Annotated in this window: 16 protein-coding genes; 4 read left to right on the top strand and 12 right to left on the bottom strand. The window is 69.5% G+C overall.

Features of this window, described 5'->3' with window-relative positions:
• Positions 1-7: 7 nt before the first annotated feature.
• The 5 genes from ASD72_RS09755 to nudE form a co-directional block, all read right to left on the bottom strand.
• Positions 8-310 carry a DUF962 domain-containing protein gene (locus ASD72_RS09755; RefSeq protein WP_056879699.1) on the bottom strand — a complete coding sequence of 101 codons (303 nt, stop codon included), beginning with the start codon at positions 308-310 and terminating at the stop codon, positions 8-10.
• Positions 311-326: 16 nt separating this feature from the next.
• Positions 327-650 (bottom strand): YnfA family protein, encoded by a 324-nt coding sequence (locus ASD72_RS09750; RefSeq protein WP_056879698.1) that lies wholly within the window; start codon positions 648-650, stop codon positions 327-329.
• A 61-nt stretch (positions 651-711) separates the two neighbouring features.
• On the bottom strand, positions 712-1530 hold the full coding sequence (gene mazG, locus ASD72_RS09745; RefSeq protein WP_081420251.1) for a nucleoside triphosphate pyrophosphohydrolase: 819 nt from the start codon (positions 1528-1530) through the stop codon (positions 712-714).
• Positions 1508-2344 carry a 3'(2'),5'-bisphosphate nucleotidase CysQ gene (cysQ, locus tag ASD72_RS09740; protein WP_056879697.1) on the bottom strand — a complete coding sequence of 279 codons (837 nt, stop codon included), beginning with the start codon at positions 2342-2344 and terminating at the stop codon, positions 1508-1510. Before cysQ ends, mazG begins: the two co-directional genes overlap by 23 nt.
• Complete coding sequence (gene nudE / locus ASD72_RS09735) at positions 2341-2889, bottom strand: ADP compounds hydrolase NudE (RefSeq protein ID WP_056879696.1); 549 nt, start codon at positions 2887-2889, stop codon at positions 2341-2343. Before nudE ends, cysQ begins: the two co-directional genes overlap by 4 nt.
• 74 nt (positions 2890-2963) lie before the next feature.
• Here nudE and bioA point away from each other — a divergent pair, with 74 nt between their 5' ends.
• On the top strand, positions 2964-4364 hold the full coding sequence (gene bioA, locus ASD72_RS09730; protein ID WP_056879695.1) for an adenosylmethionine--8-amino-7-oxononanoate transaminase: 1401 nt from the start codon (positions 2964-2966) through the stop codon (positions 4362-4364).
• The gene (locus ASD72_RS09725) at positions 4355-5083 is read left to right on the top strand and encodes a 16S rRNA (uracil(1498)-N(3))-methyltransferase (protein WP_056879694.1); all 729 of its coding nucleotides are present in this window, start codon (positions 4355-4357) and stop codon (positions 5081-5083) included. Before bioA ends, ASD72_RS09725 begins: the two co-directional genes overlap by 10 nt.
• Before the next feature lie 109 nt (positions 5084-5192).
• On the opposite strand, the gene ASD72_RS09720 is transcribed toward ASD72_RS09725, so the two are convergent.
• The 6 genes from ASD72_RS09720 to ASD72_RS09695 all read right to left on the bottom strand — a co-directional run bounded on the left by ASD72_RS09720 (position 5193) and on the right by ASD72_RS09695 (position 16010).
• Positions 5193-5663: a chemotaxis protein CheW gene (locus tag ASD72_RS09720; RefSeq protein WP_056879693.1), complete on the bottom strand. Its 471-nt coding sequence runs from the start codon at positions 5661-5663 to the stop codon at positions 5193-5195.
• A gap of 10 nt (positions 5664-5673) precedes the next feature.
• Positions 5674-6921, bottom strand: coding sequence for a chemotaxis protein CheB (locus tag ASD72_RS09715; RefSeq protein ID WP_056879692.1), 1248 nt, complete (start codon positions 6919-6921; stop codon positions 5674-5676).
• Positions 6908-12862 carry an Hpt domain-containing protein gene (locus ASD72_RS09710; RefSeq protein WP_056879691.1) on the bottom strand — a complete coding sequence of 1985 codons (5955 nt, stop codon included), beginning with the start codon at positions 12860-12862 and terminating at the stop codon, positions 6908-6910. The genes ASD72_RS09715 and ASD72_RS09710 overlap by 14 nt, the downstream gene beginning before the upstream one ends.
• A gap of 90 nt (positions 12863-12952) precedes the next feature.
• Positions 12953-14989 (bottom strand): methyl-accepting chemotaxis protein, encoded by a 2037-nt coding sequence (locus tag ASD72_RS09705; protein WP_056879690.1) that lies wholly within the window; start codon positions 14987-14989, stop codon positions 12953-12955.
• A 35-nt stretch (positions 14990-15024) separates the two neighbouring features.
• A complete protein-coding gene (locus tag ASD72_RS09700) occupies positions 15025-15555 on the bottom strand; it encodes a chemotaxis protein CheW (protein ID WP_056879859.1) in 531 nt (176 codons plus the stop codon).
• A gap of 53 nt (positions 15556-15608) precedes the next feature.
• On the bottom strand, positions 15609-16010 hold the full coding sequence (locus ASD72_RS09695; RefSeq protein ID WP_056879689.1) for a response regulator: 402 nt from the start codon (positions 16008-16010) through the stop codon (positions 15609-15611).
• 243 nt (positions 16011-16253) lie between these two features.
• Here ASD72_RS09695 and gshB point away from each other — a divergent pair, with 243 nt between their 5' ends.
• Entirely contained in the window at positions 16254-17198 is a 945-nt protein-coding gene (gene gshB, locus ASD72_RS09690; RefSeq protein WP_056879688.1) for a glutathione synthase, read from the top strand.
• A 1-nt stretch (position 17199) separates the two neighbouring features.
• Positions 17200-18075, top strand: a complete 876-nt coding sequence (locus ASD72_RS09685; RefSeq protein ID WP_056879687.1) for an energy transducer TonB — start codon at positions 17200-17202, stop codon at positions 18073-18075.
• A 6-nt stretch (positions 18076-18081) separates the two neighbouring features.
• Here the strand turns inward: ASD72_RS09685 and ASD72_RS09680 are convergent, their stop codons facing one another.
• Positions 18082-20160 (bottom strand): prolyl oligopeptidase family serine peptidase, encoded by a 2079-nt coding sequence (locus ASD72_RS09680; RefSeq protein ID WP_056879686.1) that lies wholly within the window; start codon positions 20158-20160, stop codon positions 18082-18084.
• Positions 20161-20168: the final 8 nt, after the last annotated feature.

Genomic DNA, 20168 nt, shown 5'->3' with positions numbered 1-20168 from the left:
GCGCCGCTCAGAACCGGATCTTCCCAGTGAGGATGTCCTTGAACATCACCCAATCGCCGGCGAAGGAATAGAACGGATGCTTGAAGGTCGCGGGCCGGTTCTTCTCGAAGAAGAAATGGCCGACCCAGGCGAAACCGTACCCACAGAACAGCGCGGCGAGCAGCCACCACGCGTTGCGTTCGACGATGGCCAGCACCAGCAGGGCCAGCACGCCGCAGCTGCCGATGAAGTGCAGGCGCCGCGAGATGCGGTTGCTGTGTTCGTTGAGGTAGAACGGATAGAACTCGCGGAAGCTGGCGAAGCGGCTCATGTCCCCTCCCACAGGGTCAGGCGGCGCGTGGCGCGAACATGATCACCGCCATGCCGGCCAGGCACAAGCCGGCGCCCAGCAGGTCCCAACGCGTCGGCTTCACCGCCTCCACCGCCCATAGCCAGCCGATCGCCATCGTGACGTAGACGCCGCCGTAGGCGGCGTAGACGCGGCCCGAGGCCGTGGGGTGCAGCGTCAGCAACCAGGCGAACAGCGCCAGGCTCGCCGCCGCCGGCACCAGCAGCCAGACGCTCCCCGCCTTGCGCAGCCACAGGTACGGCAGGTAGCAGCCGACGATCTCGGCCAGCGCGGTCAGCAGGAAGAGCAGCAAGGTTTTCATGGGACCCCTGTAGGAGGGGCTTCCGCCCCGATGCCTTGTGCGGTCGGGGCGGAAGCCCCTCCTACAAGCCCTGTCGCTTCACCCGCGCCCACAACGCTTCCTGCGCCTCCAGGTCCAGGGCGGACATCGTGGTGCCCTCGGCGGCGGCGATCGCTTCCATGGCGCGGAAGCGGCGTTCGAATTTCAGATTGGCCCGGCGCAGTGCGCCGCCCACGTCCACCTTCGCGTGCCGTGCGAGATTGGCGGCGACGAACAGCAGGTCACCGATCTCGTCTTCCAGCCGCGCGTCCCGCTCGGGCGACGGTGCGGCGGCGAGTTCGACGCGGACTTCGTCGATCTCTTCGTGCAGCTTGTCGATCACCGGTGCGGTGCCGGGCCAGTCGAAGCCCACGCGCGCCGCGCGCGACTGCAGCTTCACCGCGCGCTGCCATTCCGGCAGCCCGCGCGATACGCCGGCCAGCGCGGACGCATCTTCTTCCCCCGCCGCCTTGCGCTCGGCCGCCTTGATCGCTTCCCAGTTGACCGTCTGCGCTTCCGCATCGGCGAAGGAAGCATCGCCGAACACGTGCGGATGCCGGCGCACCATCTTGTCGCAGATGGCCGTGACGACGTCATCGAACGCGAAGGCACCCTGCTCCTGCGCCATCTGCGCATGGAACACGACCTGCAGCAGCAGGTCGCCCAGCTCATCCTTCAACGCGGGCAGGTCGCCGCGGTCGATCGCATCGGCCACTTCGTAGGCCTCTTCGACCGTGTACGGCGCGATCGTGGAGAAATCCTGCTCGAGGTCCCATGGGCAGCCGCCGTCGGGGTCGCGCAGACGGGCCATGATGGCCAGCAGCCGCGCGATGCCCGGCTCAGGCGCTGAGGACGTGTCCATGCTCGTCCCCGAGCGCGCCGGCCAGCCATGTGCGCCACGGCAGCGTCATGTCGCCCATCGCGACGAAGTCGCCGTTGAGCAACGTCTCGCGGCGGTTGTAGCGGAACGCGCGGCCATCCGGCGCCAGCAGCGCGCCGCCCGCGGCTTCCAACACGCACTGGGCTGCGGCGGTATCCCACTCGCTGGTCGGGCCGAAACGCGGATAGACGTCCAGCGTGCCTTCGGCGATGCGGCAGAACTTCAGCGACGAACCCAGCGACATTTCCTCGATGCCGCCCATGGCGTCGAGGAAGGCCTGCGTGCGTGCATCGCGGTGCGAGCGGCTGGCCGCGACCTTCAGCGGCGCGGTGGCGGGCGAACGCGTGCGGATCTGCGTATCCACGTCGCCGACGCGGCGATACGCGTTGCGGCCCTGCCGCGCGTGCCAGGTCTCGCCGGTCACCGGCGCGTGCACGACGCCGAAGATGGGTTCGTTCTGTTCGATCAGCGCGATGTTGACGGTGAACTCGCCATTGCGCTTGATGAACTCGCGCGTGCCATCCAGCGGATCCACCAGCCAATACGTCGGCCACTGGCTGCGTTCGGCCCAGGGGATGTCCGAGGCTTCTTCCGACAGCACCGGCCATTGGGGCGTCAGGCGGCGCAGGCCATCGGTGATGACGCGGTGCGCGGCCATGTCGGCGGCGGTCAGCGGGCTGTCGTCGTTCTTGCGCTGCACATCGATGACGCCCTCGTACACGGCCATGATGGCCTGGCCCGCTTCGCGGGCGATGACGATGACGGCTTCGTGCAGGTCTGCGGTCATGCGGCTCATGTCCGCTCTTTCAACCATTCGCGGGCGATGAACAACGCCGCAAGCGAACGGCCTTCCGAAAAATCCTCGCGCAGCATCAGCTGGTCGAGGTCTTGCAACTTCCAGGGCACTACTTCCAACTCCTCGGGTTCATCCCCCGGCAAGCGCTCGGGGTACAGGTCTCTTGCCACCACCAGCCAGGACTGGTGGCTCATGTAGGTGGGCGCCAGGGTCAGGCTGCGCAACACGTCCAGCCGTTGCGCGCCGAAGCCGGCTTCTTCCTTCAGTTCACGGTCGGCGGCCTGCTCAGGCGTCTCGCCGGCGTCGATGCGGCCCTTCACCAGGCCCAGTTCGTAGCGGTGCATGCCAGCGGCGTACTCGCGCACGAGCAGCACCGTGTCGTCGTCGCGCATCGGCACCACGACCACGGCGCCGTGGCCCTGCGAGCGCAACCGGTGGTAGCGACGACGCTCGCCGTTGCTGAACTCCAGGTCCAACTCCTCGACATGGCGGTCCGGCCCGTCGGTGCGCTGGGTGATCCCGTGGATGATCGGCAGGCGGCTCATGCGGAGAAACGGCATCCGCGCCAGGTGCGCGAGGCGCAGCGACGGCAGGGGGCGGGGGCCGATATCATGGGGGGATGCGACAAACGGATCATCAAGCCAGCATGCTAACAGAGGCGGACCATTGGCGTGCCCGCGACCTGTCGGTGGTGTGGCACCCCTGCACCCAGATGCGTGAACACCCGCACACCTTGCCGCTGGTGCCGATCGCGCGCGGCGAAGGGGCGTGGCTGGTCGGCCACGACGGCGCGCGCTACCTGGACGCGGTCAGCAGCTGGTGGACGAACCTGTTCGGCCATGCCGAGCCGCGCATCGGGGCCGCCATCGCCGCCCAGGCGGGCGCGCTGGAACAGGTGATGCTGGCCGGCTTCACCCATGCGCCGGCAGTGGAACTGGCCGAGCGCCTGCTGGCCCTCGCCCCGCGCCAACCGGGCCGCGCGCCGCTGGCGAAGGTGTTCTACGCCGACAACGGCTCGGCGGGCGTGGAAGTCGCACTGAAGATGGCCTTCCACTGGTTCCATAACCGTGGCGAACACCGGCGCACCCGGTTCATCGCGCTGGAGAACGGCTACCACGGCGAAACCCTCGGTGCGCTGGCGGTGGGCGATATTCCGCTGTACCGCCGCGTGTACGCACCCCTGCTCACCGAGGCCGTGTTCGCACCCTCGCCCGATGCGTTCCTGGCCCAGGACGGTGAATCGCCCGCAGACTGCGCGGCGCGCGCCGCCGACAAGCTGGCCGCGCTGCTCGACCAGCACGCCGGCGAGATCTGCGCGGTCATCGTCGAACCGCGCGTCCAGTGCGCGGGCGGCATGCGCATGCACCACCCGGATTACCTGACGCGCGTGCGCGAGCTCTGCGACGCGAGCGGCGCATTCCTGATCGCCGACGAGATCGCGGTCGGCTTCGGCCGCACCGGCACGCTGTTCGCCAGCGAGCAGAGCGGCGTGATGCCCGACCTGCTGTGCCTGTCGAAAGGGCTGACCGGCGGCTTCATGCCGCTGGCGGCGGTGCTGGCGACGCAGGCGCTCTACGACGGTTTCCTGGACGATTCGCGGGAACGCGCCTTCCTGCATTCGCACAGCTACACCGGCAATCCGCTGGCGTGCGCGGCGGCGCTCGCGTCGCTGGACATTTTCCGCGACGACGACATCCTCGCGCGCAACCGCGCGACGGCACGCGCGATGGCCGCGCTCGCCGAACCGCTGGCCGCGCATCGTCATGTCGCCGACGTGCGCCAGGCCGGGATGATGCTGGCGTTCGAACTCACCCGGGACGGCGACAAGGCCACGCCCTTCCCCGCCGCCGCGCGCGTCGGCCTGAAGGCCTACCGCGCCGCACTGGACCGGGGCGTGGTACTGCGCCCGCTGGGCGACGTGCTGTACTGGATGCCGCCCTATTGCGTGGAACCCGGCGACCTGCAGCATCTCGCCGACGTCACCCGCCATGCCATCGACGAGGCCACCGCATGCGCCTGACCCGCTGTTACGTGGATCTGCCGCTGCGCCCCGGCGCGCGCATCGCGCTGCCGGAGGTGACCGCCAACCATCTTGCCCGTGTGCTGCGCCTGCGCGAGGGCGATGCCTGCGTGCTGTTCAACGGCGATGGCAATGACTACGACGCCCGCATCGAGGCGATCAGCAAGCGCGAGGTCGTCGCGGAACTCCAGGGCGCGCGCGTGGTGGACACCGAGTCTCCACTGCACGTCACCCTGCTGCAGGGGATCGCGCGCGGCGAGAAGATGGACCTGATCCTGCAGAAGGCGACGGAGTTGGGCGTCGCCGCCGTCATTCCCGTCATGGCGGAGCGCACCGAGGTGAAGCTGGATGCGGAGCGTGCGGAGAAGCGCGTGGCGCACTGGCGCAGCGTCATCGCCTCCGCCTGCGAACAGAGCGGTCGCGCGCGGTTGCCGACGCTGGCCGCGCCTGCGGCGCTCAACGACGCTGCACGCGGTATCGACGGCGAGGCCACGCGGCTGACCCTCGACCCCACCGGCGACGTGTCGCTGGCGACCGTACAGGTCGCGGCGCGCGTGGTGGTGGCCATCGGTCCCGAAGGCGGCTGGTCGCCGCGCGACCGGGAGATCCTGTCGGCGGCAGGGTTCATCGGGTTGCGGTTGGGGCCGCGCATCCTGCGCACGGAAACCGCCGGATTGGCCGCCATCGCGGCGCTGCAGTCGCGTTTCGGCGACCTGTAGGGCGGGCTCCAGCCCGCCATCGCACCGCATCGGGTTCGACGGGCCGCGGCCGGAGGATCCATCCGCAAAGGGTGGCGGCGGGCCGAGGCCCACGCCGGGTAGCGCTACCTCAGGCCGCGTTGGCCAGCGCGTCGCCGATCATCGTTTCGACGATTTCCAGGTCAGGCAGCACGGCGGCTTCGTCGCCGAGCAGCACGCGGACCTTGACGCCGACCGGCAGCTCTTCCTCCGTCGCGTCGGCCAGCAGGCCATCGCGCGGCACCGACACCAGGCGCGGGAACGACGGCGTCAACAGAGCGAAGTACGGACGGTCCTTGTCGCCGCTCAACGCCTTCAGCACCACGATCTTGCTGTTGAGCGCGACCGGGTCGTTCGGGTTGCCGCTCAGGCGACCGAAGGCCACCAGCGGCACCGGCCACCCGTGCCAGTCGATCTGGCCGGGCAGCCAGTCCGGCATGCCAGCGATGGGTTCGACCGGCGCGCGCGTCAGCACTTCGGCGATGGTGGCGTTGGGCAACAGGAGGCGGTACTCGCCGGCCTGGATCAGGACGCCGCGGATTTCGTCGTTGGAATGGGCCATCGTGTGTTCCTCAGAACCAGCGGTCGGTCAGGCGCTGGGCGAGCTGCGCGGGCGTGCCCAGCTCAGCGCCGCGGGCGGCCAGCGCGCGCGGCGCGGCCGGGTCGTAGCAGCCGTCCTGCGACTGGCCGAGCACCAGCGCACCCTGTGCGGCGAGCGCGGCGACCGGCTCGACCAGCGCGGTATCGCTGCCGCTGAGCAGCAGCACCGCGCTGTCGGCGGCAGGCAATTGCGGGATCATCGTGTGGATGACGGCGCCGGGGCGGAAACTCACCACGCCCGCGTCGACCAGCGGCACGACATCGCCGGGCATCACGTAGATGTGGCCCGGCTCGGCGGGCGTACCCGCTTCCGCCAATGCGACCGGCATGTGCGCCACGCGCTCCATCTGCCGCACGAGGTTGTCGTAACGACCGCCATCCAGGCGCAGGTGCACCAGCAGCGGCTTGGGGAAGCCATCGGGAAGTTCCGCCAGCAGCTTGCGCACGGCGTCGGGACCGCCGATGCCGGCGAACACCAGCACCGCGCCCTGCACGCGCTCGCCGGTCTTGCCGCCTGTCGCGTCCAGCGGTTCCAGCGAGAGCGAGGACAGGTCGAACTTCGGCGCCGGCAGCGGTGGCGGCGTGGTTGCAGCGGGTTCGGGCAGCGGCGGCGGGAGCGGCGGCGGCACGTCGGCGGCGGGCGCGGTCGCCTGCGAAGTGTTGCGCAGCCAGTCGTCCGCATCGATCACGGCGTCGTCGATCTGCCGTGCCGCCAGTCCGCCGGTGTAAGCGAAATCGTCGCGCGGTAGTTCCTGGGCGATGTCGGCCGCTTCCTCCAGGTGCAGCGAAATCTCTGCATCCTGGTGCAGCTGCGCCGGCGTGACCGGCAGGCCTGGTTCGAGCTGCAGGCTCACTTCTTCCTCGCGGCCCGGCGGCAGCACATCCTGGTGGCCGTGCAGCTTGGCCGCCAGATGGCGGGCCCAGCGCTGCGCTTCCCAGCCCTGGCGGCGGGCGGCCAGTTCGGCCTCATCGAAGATCACCGAGACCGCGGGGTCGTGCAGCACGCCATCGAAGCGTTCGAGGCTGTCCTCGATCGCCGGCTCCAGCGCGACCAGCACCACCTGGGGCGCACTGCTGCCCAGCGCGTCGGCGTCGAGCGTATTCGGATCGTCTTCCAGCACGATGTCGGCGCCGGCTTCGTGCAGGGCCACCCGCAGGCGCTCGCGCGCCTCGCCCGGGCGGGCCAACAGGGCAACGCGCTTGGCTTCACTCACGGACACGGGCGATTCCCAGCAGGTCGTAGACGTTACGCAGCAGGTCGAGTTCCTGGTACGGCTTGCCGAGGTAGCGCTGCACGCCGATGTCGAACGCGCGCTGGCGATGCTTGTCGCCGGTACGCGACGTGATCATCACGATGGGCACGTCCTTGAAGCGCGGGTCGGCCTTCATCGCCGTCGCCAGTTCGTAGCCGTCCATGCGCGGCATCTCGATGTCCAGCAGCATCAGGTCGGGAACACGCTCCTCGAGCTTCTCCAGCGCCTCGACGCCATCGCGCGCGGCGGCGACCTCGAAGTTGTGGCGCTCCAGCACGCGGCTGGTCACCTTGCGCATCGTCAGCGAGTCGTCCACCACCATCACCAGCGGCACGCGCCGCTGCTCGACGGCCGTGGTCGGCTGCGCCGGCTGCGCGGGCTGGGCCAGGTGGCGGCGCACCAGCGGGGCGGCGTCCAGGATCACCACGACGCTGCCGTCGCCGGTGATGGTCGCGCCATAGATGCCCTGGATGGACGCGATCTGCGGGCCCACCGGCTTGACCACGATTTCGCGGTTGCCCAGCACCTGGTCCACGGCGACGGCGGCGCGCAGGTCACCCGCACGCACCAGCAGCAGCGGCACCTGCGCCTGGCCTTCCGCCTTCGCGGGGCTGTGGCCCACGAGGTGGCCGAGGTTGTACAGCGGATAGTCTTCGCCGGCGTAGTGGTAGGTACCGGCACCGGCGTTGAAGCGCGCGTGGCTGATGCGGCCGATGCCGCTGACCGCAGCGACCGGCACGGCGAACTGGGCCTCGCCGATCTGCACGAACACCGCCTGGGTGACCGCCAGCGTCTGCGGCAAGCGCAGAGTGAAGACGGCGCCCTTGCCCGGCGTGGACGCGATATCCAGCGAACCACCGAGCTGGCGGACTTCGTTGTGGACCACGTCCATGCCCACGCCGCGGCCGGCCAGCTGGCTGACCTTGTCGTAGGTGCTGAAGCCGGATTCCAGGATCAGGCGGTCGAGGTCGGCGTCGGCCAGCGTGGCGCCGGGCTGGATGATTCCGCGCTGTTCGGCGCGACGACGGATCGCGCCGCGGTCGAGGCCGGCGCCGTCGTCGGAGACGACCAGCACCATTTCCGAACCTTCCCGGCGCAACGCGACCTGCACGGTGCCCTCTTCCGCCTTGCCCGCCTTGCGGCGGTCCTTGGGCGATTCCAGGCCATGCGCCACGGAATTGCGCAGCAGGTGCTCCAGCGGCGCGGTCATGCGCTCCAGCACATTGCGATCCATTTCGCCGTGGGTACCCGACAGCTGCAGGTTGACCTGCTTGTGGGTATCGGTACCGGCCTGGCGCAGCACGCGACGCAGGCGCGGCACGATGCCTTCGAACGGCACCATGCGCGCACGCATCAAGCCGTCCTGCAGTTCCGAACTGACCCGCGACTGCTGCTGCAGCAGGCTGTCGTACTGGCGCGACAGGTCGTCCAGCACGCCCTGCAGGCCGCTGATGTCGGCGGCCGATTCGGCCAGCGCGCGGCTGAGCTGTTGCAGCGTGGAGAAGCGGTCCAGCTCGAGCGGATCGAACGTCGGGTCCTGCTTCTCGTGCTCGCGCTGGTAGCGGGCGACGATCTGCGCTTCCGTTTCCAGGTCGAGGCGACGCAGCTGGTCGTGCAGACGGATGTTGGTGCGGTCCAGCTCGGCCATCGCGCCGCGGAACGCGCCGAGCTGCTGCTCCAGGCGTGCGCGGTAGATGGCGACTTCGCCGGCGTGGTTGACCAGGCGGTCCAGCAGGTCGGCGCGGACGCGCACCTGTTCCTGCTGGCCCATCGGGAAGAATTCTTCCTCCACGTGGGCCGTCAGATCGGTCTCGATCGGTGCCGACAGCGGCGCCAAGTCCACCGGCGCGACCGGCGCATCGTTCGTTGCCGGTGCGTCCGGCAGCTCGATGCCGCGGGCGCGGGCGTTGAACTCGGCGATCATCCCGTCGGGGATGGTCACTGCGCGACGGGCGGTGACGCGTGCCAGCTGCCCGTGCAGCGTGTCGAAGCCGCGCTCCAGCAGTTGGATCGCGCGACGGTCCAGCTCGGTGCGCTGGCCGACGATGGATTCCAGCATCGATTCGATCGCGTGGCCCAGGTCGCCGACGGCATGGATGCCCGCCATGCGCGCGCCGCCCTTCAAGGTGTGCAGGTCGCGTTGCAGGCTGATGAGCAGCGTGCGGTCTTCCGGGGTCTCCCGCAGCCTGGCCAGCAGATCGTCGGAGTGGTCGAGCAGGTCGTTGCCTTCCTCGATGAAGATCTCCACCAGATCCAGGTCCAGACCGGTCAGGTCGAGGGCCTCCTCCGGCTCCGGCATGTCGGCAGGCGCACTGGTCACGGCAGACTCCTCGGCTTCGGCGGAGGCGACGACTTCAGGCTCGGCGGGTTCGCTGGCATCCAGCGTATCGACGGACGCCTCGACGGCATCCTCGACAGCGACGTCCTCGGCGGCGGCTTCTTCGACGGGCAGCACTTCGGCGACCGTTTCTTCGGCGACCGTTTCTTCGATGGCCGTTTCTTCGATGGCCGCGGCTTCGACGTCAGTTTCTTCGACGGTCGTCGCTTCGACAGCAACGTGCTCGACGGCGACGTCCTCGGCCGCTGCCTCGGCAACAACCACGTCCTCGACGGACGCAGGAGCCTCGCCGGTGGCCTCGAGCACGATCTCCTCGACCGCGATCTCCTCCACGTCCGCAGGCTCGACAGCGGCCTGCCCGGTGGTGGGCGTTTCGATCGCCACATCCTCGACCGTGATCGAATCGAGGGCGTCGGCCTCTTCGACCACGACCTCCTCAACGGTAGCGGCTTCCACCGGCGCGGTTTCGACGGCGGCTTCCTCGACCGGCGCAACCGTATCGGTGGCGGGCTCGACCGCATCGGACAGGAACGTAGGCAGGTCGGCATCGACGACCAGCGCATCGTCGATGGCCTCCTCGTCGGGTGTCGACGCGACGGCCGCATCGCCGGTAACGGCGGCGGCGTCTTCCGCATCGGTGGTTCCGGCTGCGACGTCCGTCGCGCCCCCATGCGTGCGCGGCAGGATGCGGTAGTCGATGTCGTAGAACGTCACTTCCGGCGACGACGGCGACGGCAACGGCGACGGCGACCCGGTATCCGCGGTCGTGGCCTGCTCGGCGCGATCGGCCGCGGCGACATCGGGCACCAGGTCGCCACCGGCGCCGTGCGCGGTGTCGTCCAGGTACGCCGACAGGTCAAGCGCGGCCAGTTCGATATCGGTCGGCGCGACGGGCGGCGCGATCGTCGGCATCTGCTCGACATAGGTGCCCTGGCGCGCATCGTCGACGATCTGCGCACCCTGGCGCTGCTCGGGCAGGCTGTCGCGCAGCGCGACCAGCTGGCCGGCGAGCGCGGCGAATACGGGGATGCGCGGCGAAGGCGCCTGCAGCGCGGCCACGCTGCGACGGATCGCCTGCGCGGTATCGGCGATGGCGGACACGCCTTCCGGCGTCGGCGTTTCGCCCGACGCCAGCAAGCGCTTCACGTACTGCTCGGCCGCCGAGGTGACGCCGGTGATCTCCGGGACATCGGCCATCGCCAACGCACCGTTCATCGTGTGCACGGCACGCAACAGTTCCTCGGTCACCGGCACCGCGTCGACCTGCGCCTTCAGCAGCCAAGTATCGACCGTGTCGAGGTGGTTGTCGACCTCGACCTCCAGGATCTCGCGCAGCACGGCATCGACGGATGCGGGCGTGCCTTCGGTCTCCGGCTCGAACACCGCGGGCACGTCCTCGATCGCCGGCGTGGCGGGCGCGACGGGCGCGGGCTCGGCGAACTCGGCATCCTCGTCCACGACGGTCGGCTGGGCGCTGTAGTACGCCTCTTCGCCTGCGGCGAGACGGTCCGCGACGTCCTGCAGCCCGGCCAGGTCGGCCGTCACGCTGCCCTGGCCACGCAACGCGGCGTTGAGCTGCGGCAATGCATCGCACACCAGTTCCAGCAGCGCTTCGACGGCATGGCTCGGCTCTCGCGTGCGGTCCAGCACGCGGTTGAGCATGTTCTCGACTTTCCAGCTGAACTCGCCCAGCGTCTTCGCGCCGACCAGGCGGCCGCTGCCCTTCAGCGTGTGGAACACGCGACGGATCGGCCGCAGGCGCTCCAGGTCCTCCGGGTTGCTGCGCCAGGTAGGCAGCAGTTGGCGAAGGTTGACGATCTCTTCGTCGAACTCCTCGAGGAAGACCTCGCGGATCTCGTCGTCGATGTCGGTGGCATCGCTGTCGAAGCCACCGATCACCGTGGCGACCGGCAATGCAGCGGCTGCCGCCGAAATCTCGTGCCGCAGGTCCGGTAGCGCTTCGTCTTCCACTTCGACCGGCGTGGCGGGTGCAGCGTCCTCGAGGGCGGCCTGTACCTCGATCTCGATGGGCGCGTCCACCGGCGGCTGGGCGGCCGCTTCGTCTTCCAGTTCGACGACGAAGGTCGTGGCTTCGACATCCGCGCCGGTTTCCTCGAAACCGACCGGATCGAAGGGGTTCGCGTCGGCCAGCGCCGGCGCGGCATCGACGGGCTCCAGTGTCAGCTCGCCGAAGTTCGATGCGCCTGCATCTTCCGTCGCCGTTTCGACCGATGCGGGCTCGGCGACCTGCACGGCCACCGGCTCGACGGCGGGCACCGCGGCGACCGCCGCGATCTCCGGTTCGACGGCCGTTGCCGCTTCCGGCGGCAGCGGCCAGTAGCGCAACGCTTCCAGGCTGCCACGGGTGATCTCGAGGATGTCCTCGCGATTGGGGCGGCGCTCGCGCAGCGCTTCCAGGTAGTACTCGAGGCTGGCCATCGCGTCGGCCAGCGTGTCCAGCTGCTGGCCGCCGGGCACGCGCTTCTTGCCGATCAGTTCGCCGCTGACGTACCGGCGCACGCCGACCACGTAGTCGCCGGCCTGGCCCAGTTCGAGCATGCGCAGCGCGCCCGCGACTTCGTCGAGCAGGCGCGGGACGTCGGCCAGTTCGCCGTGGTCCCAGTTGGTTTCGATGAACGCGACGAAGCGTTCGCGCGCGCCGGCGAAGTTGATGATGGCCTCCTGGGCCAGCACTTCGACGGTACGTTGGGACTCGGCGGCATTCGGATCGGGGGCGGCGTCGCCGGCGCTGCCGAGGCGGGCGACCTGGTCGTCCAGCGAAGCGTCCACGTACAGCAGCGCGCCCGCGACATCCAGCAGCGTGCCTTCGTCCGCCGGACGGCTGCCCGCCACGACATCGCGCAGCGTGTCGCGCTGCTGCATGACCACATCGCGCGCCACGCCCAGGCCCATCATGCCGAGCGTGTCGGCCACGTTGCCGAGCTCGGCGACCTGCGGTTCGAGTTCGTTGGCGGCATTGCCGGTGCGCAGGTGCAGATCGAGCGCGTCCTTCACCCGCAACAGCTCTTCCTTCACCGCGTTGCCGACGGTATCGAGCAGTTCGCGGTTGCGGCCACTCAGGCTGCTGCGCGCATGGTCGATCTCGGCCTCGCTGGGCGTCGCGTCATCGCGGGAACCCGGCGGGAACAGCATGCTTTCGTTGAGGCCCGACGCGCCGCGCGCCGCGCGGATCTCGTTGAGCAGCGGCAGCAGCACGATCGGGATGTCGCGATGTCCTTCCTGCAGCCGCTCCAGGTAGTCCGGCAGCAGCACGGCACCGCGCATCAGCGTGGCGCAGGCATCGTCGCGATCGCCCACCCCGCCGTCCTGCAATGCCTTGGCGAGCAGTTCCAGTTCCTCGGCCACCATCGCCGGGGCATACAACTCCACCATGCGCAGCGTGCCCTGCACCTGGTGCAGGTAGCCGGCGCAGAAGCGCATGCGGCTGGTGTCGGCCGGCGCCTCGACGAAGGACTCGATCTCCTGGCGCACCAGGCGCAGGGTTTCGTCCAGCTCGGGCTTCACCCAGCCGAGTACGGCATGGCTCATGGCCTCGCGCAGCGCACTCATCGGCGGACCCCCGCGGCAACGGCGGAACCGTCAGCCTCGCGCTGCGGGTGGGCGGGATGGCGTAGGAAGTTCATGCGGTACGTCCCGTCCTCAGCCCGGCAGCTTGAAGTCGGCGACCGAACGGCGCAGGTCCGACGCGAGCTGCGCCAGGTGGCCGATCGATTCAGCGGTCTGGCCGGCGCCCAGCGAGGTCTGCGAGGTGATCTGCCGGATCACGCCCATCGTCTGCGTGATGTCCAGTGCCGCGGTGGACTGCTGCTGTGCGGCCGAGGAGATGTTCTTGATGAGGTTGTTGAGGTCGTTCGACACGCGCTCGATTTCGCCCAGCGCGGTACCCGCGTCCTCGGCCAGCCGCGCACCGGAGACCACTTCGGCCGTCGTCTGCTCCATCGAGCTGACCGCCTCGTTGGTATCGGCCTGAATGGTCTGCACCAGCGATTCGATGCGGCGCGTCGCGCCCGAGGTACGTTCGGCGAGGCGCTGCACTTCGTCGGCCACGACCGCGAAGCCGCGGCCCGCTTCACCGGCCGAGGCCGCCTGCACGGCCGCGTTCAACGCCAGGATGTTGGTCTGCTCGGAAATGTCGTTGATCAGTTCCACGACCGAGCCGATTTCCTGCGAGGACTCGCCCAGTCGCTTGATGCGCTTGGAGGTTTCCTGGATCTGATCGCGGATCTGGTCCATGCCGCGGATCGTCTCGCGCACCACGCCCGCGCCCTCGGTCGCGATCTGCACCGAGCGCTGCGCCACTTCGGCGGACTCGGTGGAGTTCTTCGACACCTGGTCGATGCTGGTCGCGATCTCGCTGATGCGGTCGGACGCGGTGGTGATCTGGTCGGCCTGGTGGCCGGCGGCCTCGGCCAGCTGCAGCGCGGTGGCCTGGGTTTCCTGCGTCGACGCGGCCACCTGCACCGAGGTGTCGTTGATCGTCGTCACCAGGTTGCGCAGTTCGTCCACGGCGTAGTTGATGGCGTCCGCGATGGCGCCGGTCATGTCTTCGGTCACCGACGCCTTCACCGTCAGGTCGCCTTCACCCAGCGAGCTGATTTCGTCCAGCAGCCGCATGATCGCCTGCTGGTTGCGGCTGTTGTATTCCACCTGCGTCTGGTAGCGCACTTCCTGCTCGCGCTGGCGGGTGCGGTACAACGAATACAACAGGCCGATGATGGAGACCAGCGCCGCGGCACCGGAGGCGATGCCCAGCCAGAAGTTGGGGAACAGGCGCGTGTCGCGCACCGAACCGAAGGCCGAGAACGCCTGGAACAGGTTGGTGCTGTCCTGGAGCATCTGGCCGGAGCCGTTGGTCAGCGCGGCCGCCGCGCCCTGCGCAGCGAACAGGTTGCGCGAGCTGGCGAGGATGGCGTCCAGGTCCTTCTTCATCGTGGCCCACAGCGTCTGCGAGTTCTGCAGCGCGGCCAGCGCGGCGCCGTTGCGGACGGCGGCGATGCCGAGTTCGTTGTTGCCGTTGCGCAGGCCTTCCAGCACCTGGCCGAACAGCACGGCGTCGCGGCCCAGCGCGTCGCCCGCGGTGGAGGCACCGGCGCCACCGGCGCGGATTTCCGTCACGCGGCGGGCCATGGTGCCCGCCAGCACGACCTGCTGCAGGGCGCTGTAGATCTGCGAGGACGGCGCGCCGCCGGCCGACATGGCGCGCACGACTTCGTTCAACTGCGCCTGCAGGCTAGGCACCTGCGCGGCGAAGCGGTCGGCATTGCCGGCCAGCGCCAGCACGGCCGCTTCGGAGGCGATGATCTGGTCGGCGTTCTTGCCCAGCGGCGCCCAGGTGGTCGCCAGCTTCTCCAGCGGACCGGAGATCGTGCCATCGGTACCGTAGCGGGCCTGAAGATCAGACACGGTGGCTTCAACGGACTGTTTGGTTTCCTTGAAGGCCTTGAACGCGGACGCGTTGCCGGCGACCGCCTCACGGCCCTGGTTGGCCAGCTGCTGCGAGAGCACGCGCATGTCCGATGCGCCGGTGCTGGCGCCGGAGAGGCGGCTTCCGTTGTAGGTCGCCACGCCCGTGTTCGCACCGAACACGATCACCGAGAGCGCCAGCAACGCCAGCCAGAAGCTGTTGCTGAAGCTGCCGATCTTGCTGGCGCTAGGAGAATCCGACGCAGTGCTCATTTTTCAACCCCTGGAAAATAGCGTGTCGTCCGCGCTCAGAGCGCGGCTTGGCGGAACTCGGGCGTGCGCGCGAGCAATCCCAGCGCGAATACACCCCATTGCTGATCGTCGCTGGCGAATGCCCGCTCGATGAAATGCGCGTAGCGGCCGTCCGCCAGATCCCCCGGCTCGACCTGCTGCGATTCGTGGAAACTGCGCTGGCCGTACAGCTCGTCGATGGTCAGCGCGACGTCGCCGCCGGACTGCCGCATGACCAGCACGCGCTGGCCTTCGTGCAGCACGGTGCGCTCGCCTTCGAGGAACTGCTTCAGGTCCACGACCGGGAACAGGTTGCCGCGCAGGTTGCCGATCCCCAGCAGCCACGGCTGCGCCCCCGGCACCGGCGTGACCGGCGGCATCGGCACGATTTCCACCACTTCCCCGAAGTTGGAAATGAGCCGGCGCTTGCCCACCCGGTAGCCGACGCCGCGGTACTGGTCCTGCGCGACCTCACGCGCGGGCTGCACCACGGCATGCGCCAGGCTGCGGCGCTCATATTCGGCAAGCGTGTCGAACGGTGTGCGGATCATGGCCCGCCCCCTGTGCACTCAGTGCGATTGGTCCCCATGCCGCCAGCCCCTCAGGTGCTGACGTGGGCGCGGATGGCGTCGAGGAGCTCCTCGCGCGTGAACGGCTTGGTCAGGTACTGCTCCGAGCCGACGATGCGTCCGCGCGCCTTGTCGAACAGGCTGTCCTTGGACGAGAGCATGATGACCGGCGTGGACTTGAAAACCTGGTTGTTCTTGATGAGCGCGCAGGTCTGATAGCCGTCCAGGCGCGGCATCATGATGTCCACGAAGATGATCTGCGGCTGCTGGTCGGCGATCTTGGCGAGCGCCTCGAACCCGTCCGTCGCCGTCACCACTTCGCAACCCTCGCGTTTAAGCAGGGTTTCCGCGGTGCGGCGGATGGTTTTCGAGTCATCGATCACCATGACCCGTAGGCCGTTGAGTCCGCCGGCCTGGCCTTCATTCTGCGTCATTACCTGATTTCCCCATGCGCGCGCGGCTTCATTGACGAACTGGCCGCGCTGCGTTGCCTGCTTATATCCCCTATCCCGGCGCGCACTGTCAAGCCACGCCTCCACGGGCCATTCGGCTGAACGGCGCGATGCGAACTGCGTCTCAATTTCCGGTCACCCGCGGGACGCCCTGTTCCGACGACGCCGGGAGGGCGGCCCGGTGCCGCCTGATACCATCACGCGGTCATCCGCAGAACCGCCCCCATGCCGCTGGACATCGTCGTCGTCATGGATCCGATCGGGTCCATCAAGATCGCCAAGGACACCACCTTCGCCATGCTGCTGGAGGCCCAGCGGCGCGGCCACCGGCTGCATTACGTGATTCCCGGCCGGCTGGCCCTGCGCGACGGTCGTGCCTTCGCCCAGGTCGCCCCGCTGGCCGTGGCGGACGACAAGGCCGGCTGGTTCACCCTGGGCGAGCCGCACGAACTCGCCTTCGGCCCCGGCCAGGTCGTGCTGATGCGCAAGGACCCGCCGGTCGACGACCAATACCTCTACGACACCCACGTGCTCGGCATCGCCCAGCAGGCGGGCGCGCTGATCGTCAACGACCCCCAGGGGTTGCGCGACTACAACGAGAAGCTGGCCGCCCTGCTCTTCCCGCAGTGCTGCCCGCCGACCCTGGTCAGTCGCGACCCTGCCGCCTTGAAGGCCTTCGTCGCCGAGCATGGCGAAGCGGTCCTGAAACCCCTGGACGGCATGGGCGGCCGCTCGATCTTCCGGGTGAAGGCCGGCGACCCCAACACCAATGTCATCCTCGAAACCCTGGTCGGCCCCGGCCACCTGACCCTGGCGCAGCGCTTCATCCCCGGCATCAAGGACGGCGACAAGCGCGTGCTGCTGGTCGACGGCGAGCCCGTGGACTACGCCCTGGCGCGCATCCCGCAGGGCGACGAGTTCCGCGGCAACCTGGCCGCCGGCGGCCGCGGCGAAGGCCGCCCGCTGAGCGATCGCGACCGCTGGATCGCCGCCCAGGTCGGACCGGAGATGAAGCGCCGCGGGATGTTGTTCGTCGGCCTGGACGTGATCGGCGACTACCTGACCGAGGTCAACGTCACCAGCCCCACCTGTGTGCGCGAACTGGACGCGCAGTTCGGCCTGAACATCGCCGGCCTGCTGTTCGACGCCATCGAGAAGAAACTGGCCTGAGATGGCAGCGGTCCCGGTCACTCCGCCGCAGATCGGCGCGAACGAACGTCTCGGCGCCACCCTGGCGCTGTCGCTGATCGTGCACGGCCTGCTGGTGCTGGGCGTCGGCTTCGCCCTCGACGACGCGGCGCCGGTGATGCCGACGCTGGACGTGATCCTCAGCCAGACCAGCACGCCGCTGACGCCGAAGGAAGCGGACTTCCTGGCCGCCGCCAACCAGGAAGGCGGCGGGGAGAGCGAGCAGGCCAAGCGTCCGCGCGACAGCCAGGCGGGGTGGGTTCCGCAGCCGGACACCGGCCTGGCGCCGCAGCCGCTGCGCGCGCAGACCACCGCGCCGGTGCCTCCGCCGGAAAGCCGCGTGGTCACCACCCGCGACAGCGACACGCGCACGCCGACCCCGGAAGCCCGTCCGCAACCGGACCAGCCCGACCTGCCGCAAGGCGAACAGAAAGTGCAGCGCGACGCCGAGATGGCGCGCCTGGCGGCCGAGTACCACCTGCGTTCGGAGTTGTACGCCAAGCGGCCGAAGCGCAAGTTCGTCTCGGCAAGCACCAGGGAATACGTCTACGCCAACTACCTGCGCGCATGGGTGGACCGCGCCGAGCGCGTCGGCAACCTCAACTATCCCGACGAAGCGCGCCGCAAGCGCGTGGCCGGCACGCTGGTGATCAGCGTGGCGGTGCGCCGCGACGGCAGCGTCGAGCAGACGCGCATCATCCAGTCCAGCGGCATCCCGCTGCTGGATTCCACGGCGAAGCGGATCGTGCAGCTCGCGGCACCCTTCCCGCCGCTGCCCGAGACCAGCGAGAACGTGGACATCCTGCACGTCACCCGCACCTGGCGCTTCCTGCCGGGTGGTGAAGTGCGCGACGACTGAGCCGGCTCAGGGCGCCAGCGCGCCCGGCAATCGCAAGTTCCGCCTCAGATAGGCCCGCACATCGGCAGGCGGGGGTGCCGGCGCCGCGCCGCCCAGCGACCGGTGCAACATCGTCTCCATCAGATACGCCCGCGCTTCGCGCGCCAGCGGCGAGCCACCATCGTGGCCGGCCTGTTCGTCGACCAGCAGGGCGACCTCCTTGTCGGCCAGCTTCAGCCGCGCCGCGTACTCGATGACGCCCGCCAGGCCCACCCGCCGGTCTTCGCCCCCCGCCACCAGCAAGACCGGCCGCTGCAGGCGCGCGACATTGGCCAACGGCGACTGCGCGTGCAACCGCGCCATGGTCGCCTTGTCGGTGACGTCGATACCCTGGCCGAGCAACCAGGTTTCCATCGGCACCACGTCGCCGATTTCCAGCGCCTCCGGATTGCGCAGCACCCAGCGCAGCGCCCAGCCGAAGTCCGGTGGCGGCACCATCGCCACGGCCACTTTGAACAGGTCGGGATCGAACGTCGCCCCCAGCAATGCGGAATAGCCCCCGAACGAGGCGCCGACGATACCCACGCGCTCGCGATCACCGACGCCCTGGTCCAGCAGCCAGCGCGTGCCTTCGACGATGTCCGCCTGGACGCGACCGTGGCCGAAGTCGCCACGCGCCGCCAGCACGTAGTCGCGGCCATGGCCGGTGGAGCCGCGGAAGTTCGGTTCGAACACGGCGTAACCGCGATTGGCGAACAACTGGCTCAGCGCGCGGTACTCCGGCTTCCAGTGATTCCAAGGTCCGCCGTGCGGCACGACGACCAGCGGCAGGCGCGAGGCATCACGGCCGGGCGGCAACCAGAGGAATCCGTGCAGAGGGCGACCATCGGACGCGGTCCACGTCAGCGATGTCGGCCGCGCCAGCACCGCCTCGTCCACTGCGTCGGCCGGCGCGCCCGAACGCCGATCCAGTGGCGCGTCATCCAGCAACGGCGCAACGCGGCGCGTCGCGGGGTCGTACAGATGCCAGCGTCGGAGCGGCGCCTGCGGCGATGCGGCTTCCACCAGCCAGCGTGCGCCAGCGCCGACGCCCGGCTGCAGGTCGAGGTCGCACCCGGGCAACGCCGCGCGCAGTGCCGCCAAGTACGCGCCGTCGGCGGCGGCGAGCGCATACAGCTGCGAGGTCGTGCTGCGGTAAGCGATAAAGCGCGGTTGGCGCCCGACCGGATCTTCGATGATCTCGTCGACGTCCGCCGTGCGCTGCGGATCGGCATGGACCTCGACGATCCGCCCGTCCGCCTGCAGCCGTGCCAGGCGCGACAGGTCGCCCTGCAGGTCGGTGCGCAGCCAGGCGCCGCCGTCGGGCGCGAGCCCGCGCAAGGCACAGCGCCGGCTGGGCTCACAGCGCAGGACGGGCTGCGGCACGCCGCGCACGATCCGATGGATCACCAGTTCATCGCCTTCCACGCGCTGCAGCCAGGCCGGCCGGCCCTGCGCATCGATCACGGCGTCGACGATGCGCTGGCGATCCTGCCAAAGCACCGTGCGTCGCCCTTGCATGTCCACGCGAAGCAATCGCCAGGCGCGCGGCGCGGCGGCCGGGCCTTCCCGTTCGATCAACAGCACGGCGGCCGGCTGGCTGGGATCCGTATCGAGCATCGCGACCGACGTCGTACCGCCCAGCGTCGCGATGCGTCCCGATCCTGCCTGGCCGCCTATCGCCAACGCTTGCAGATCACGCGACGAGCGCAGCAGCAGCCAGGCGCCGTCGCGGCTCCAGTCCAGCGCGCTCGCTGCGGTATCGCCCAGCATGCGCCGCGGCGTGCCGCCGGCCGTCGCACGCAGCCACACTTCGCGCTGCTCGCCGCGATCGCGCAGCCATGCCACATGCCTGCCGTCGGGCGACAACCGGATCGCCACGACCGCGCCGCGCTGCAGGAACGCTGTGCGGGGCAGCACCGGCGCGACGGCGCGTGCGCGTTCCGTCGCGACATAGTCCTGCAGCCCTTCACTGGCCGCCGCCTGCGGGACAGCGGCGATCCCGATCAGCAAGGCGCATGCAGACAGCGCGACGCGCCTCCCGGCGTTCGGCGGGAACAGATTCATGGTCCTCT

Origin of the sequence: Pseudoxanthomonas sp. Root630 (assembly GCF_001427585.1) — a bacterium.
Classification (GTDB): Bacteria; Pseudomonadota; Gammaproteobacteria; order Xanthomonadales; family Xanthomonadaceae; genus Pseudoxanthomonas_A.
Note: the sequence above shows the minus strand (reverse complement) of the source record. Positions and strands in the feature narration are given on the sequence as shown.

Coding starts and splice junctions, on each gene's coding strand:
- ASD72_RS09755 (WP_056879699.1), bottom strand. CDS start 310: ATGAGCCGCTTCGCCAGCTTCCGCGAGTTCTATCCGTTCTACCTCAAC.
- ASD72_RS09750 (WP_056879698.1), bottom strand. CDS start 650: ATGAAAACCTTGCTGCTCTTCCTGCTGACCGCGCTGGCCGAGATCGTC.
- mazG (WP_081420251.1), bottom strand. CDS start 1,530: ATGGACACGTCCTCAGCGCCTGAGCCGGGCATCGCGCGGCTGCTGGCC.
- cysQ (WP_056879697.1), bottom strand. CDS start 2,344: ATGAGCCGCATGACCGCAGACCTGCACGAAGCCGTCATCGTCATCGCC.
- nudE (WP_056879696.1), bottom strand. CDS start 2,889: ATGAGCCGCCTGCCGATCATCCACGGGATCACCCAGCGCACCGACGGG.
- bioA (WP_056879695.1), top strand. CDS start 2,964: ATGCGACAAACGGATCATCAAGCCAGCATGCTAACAGAGGCGGACCAT.
- ASD72_RS09725 (WP_056879694.1), top strand. CDS start 4,355: ATGCGCCTGACCCGCTGTTACGTGGATCTGCCGCTGCGCCCCGGCGCG.
- ASD72_RS09720 (WP_056879693.1), bottom strand. CDS start 5,663: ATGGCCCATTCCAACGACGAAATCCGCGGCGTCCTGATCCAGGCCGGC.
- ASD72_RS09710 (WP_056879691.1), bottom strand. CDS start 12,862: ATGAGTGCGCTGCGCGAGGCCATGAGCCATGCCGTACTCGGCTGGGTG.
- ASD72_RS09705 (WP_056879690.1), bottom strand. CDS start 14,989: ATGAGCACTGCGTCGGATTCTCCTAGCGCCAGCAAGATCGGCAGCTTC.
- ASD72_RS09695 (WP_056879689.1), bottom strand. CDS start 16,010: ATGACGCAGAATGAAGGCCAGGCCGGCGGACTCAACGGCCTACGGGTC.
- gshB (WP_056879688.1), top strand. CDS start 16,254: ATGCCGCTGGACATCGTCGTCGTCATGGATCCGATCGGGTCCATCAAG.
- ASD72_RS09685 (WP_056879687.1), top strand. CDS start 17,200: ATGGCAGCGGTCCCGGTCACTCCGCCGCAGATCGGCGCGAACGAACGT.
- ASD72_RS09680 (WP_056879686.1), bottom strand. CDS start 20,160: ATGAATCTGTTCCCGCCGAACGCCGGGAGGCGCGTCGCGCTGTCTGCA.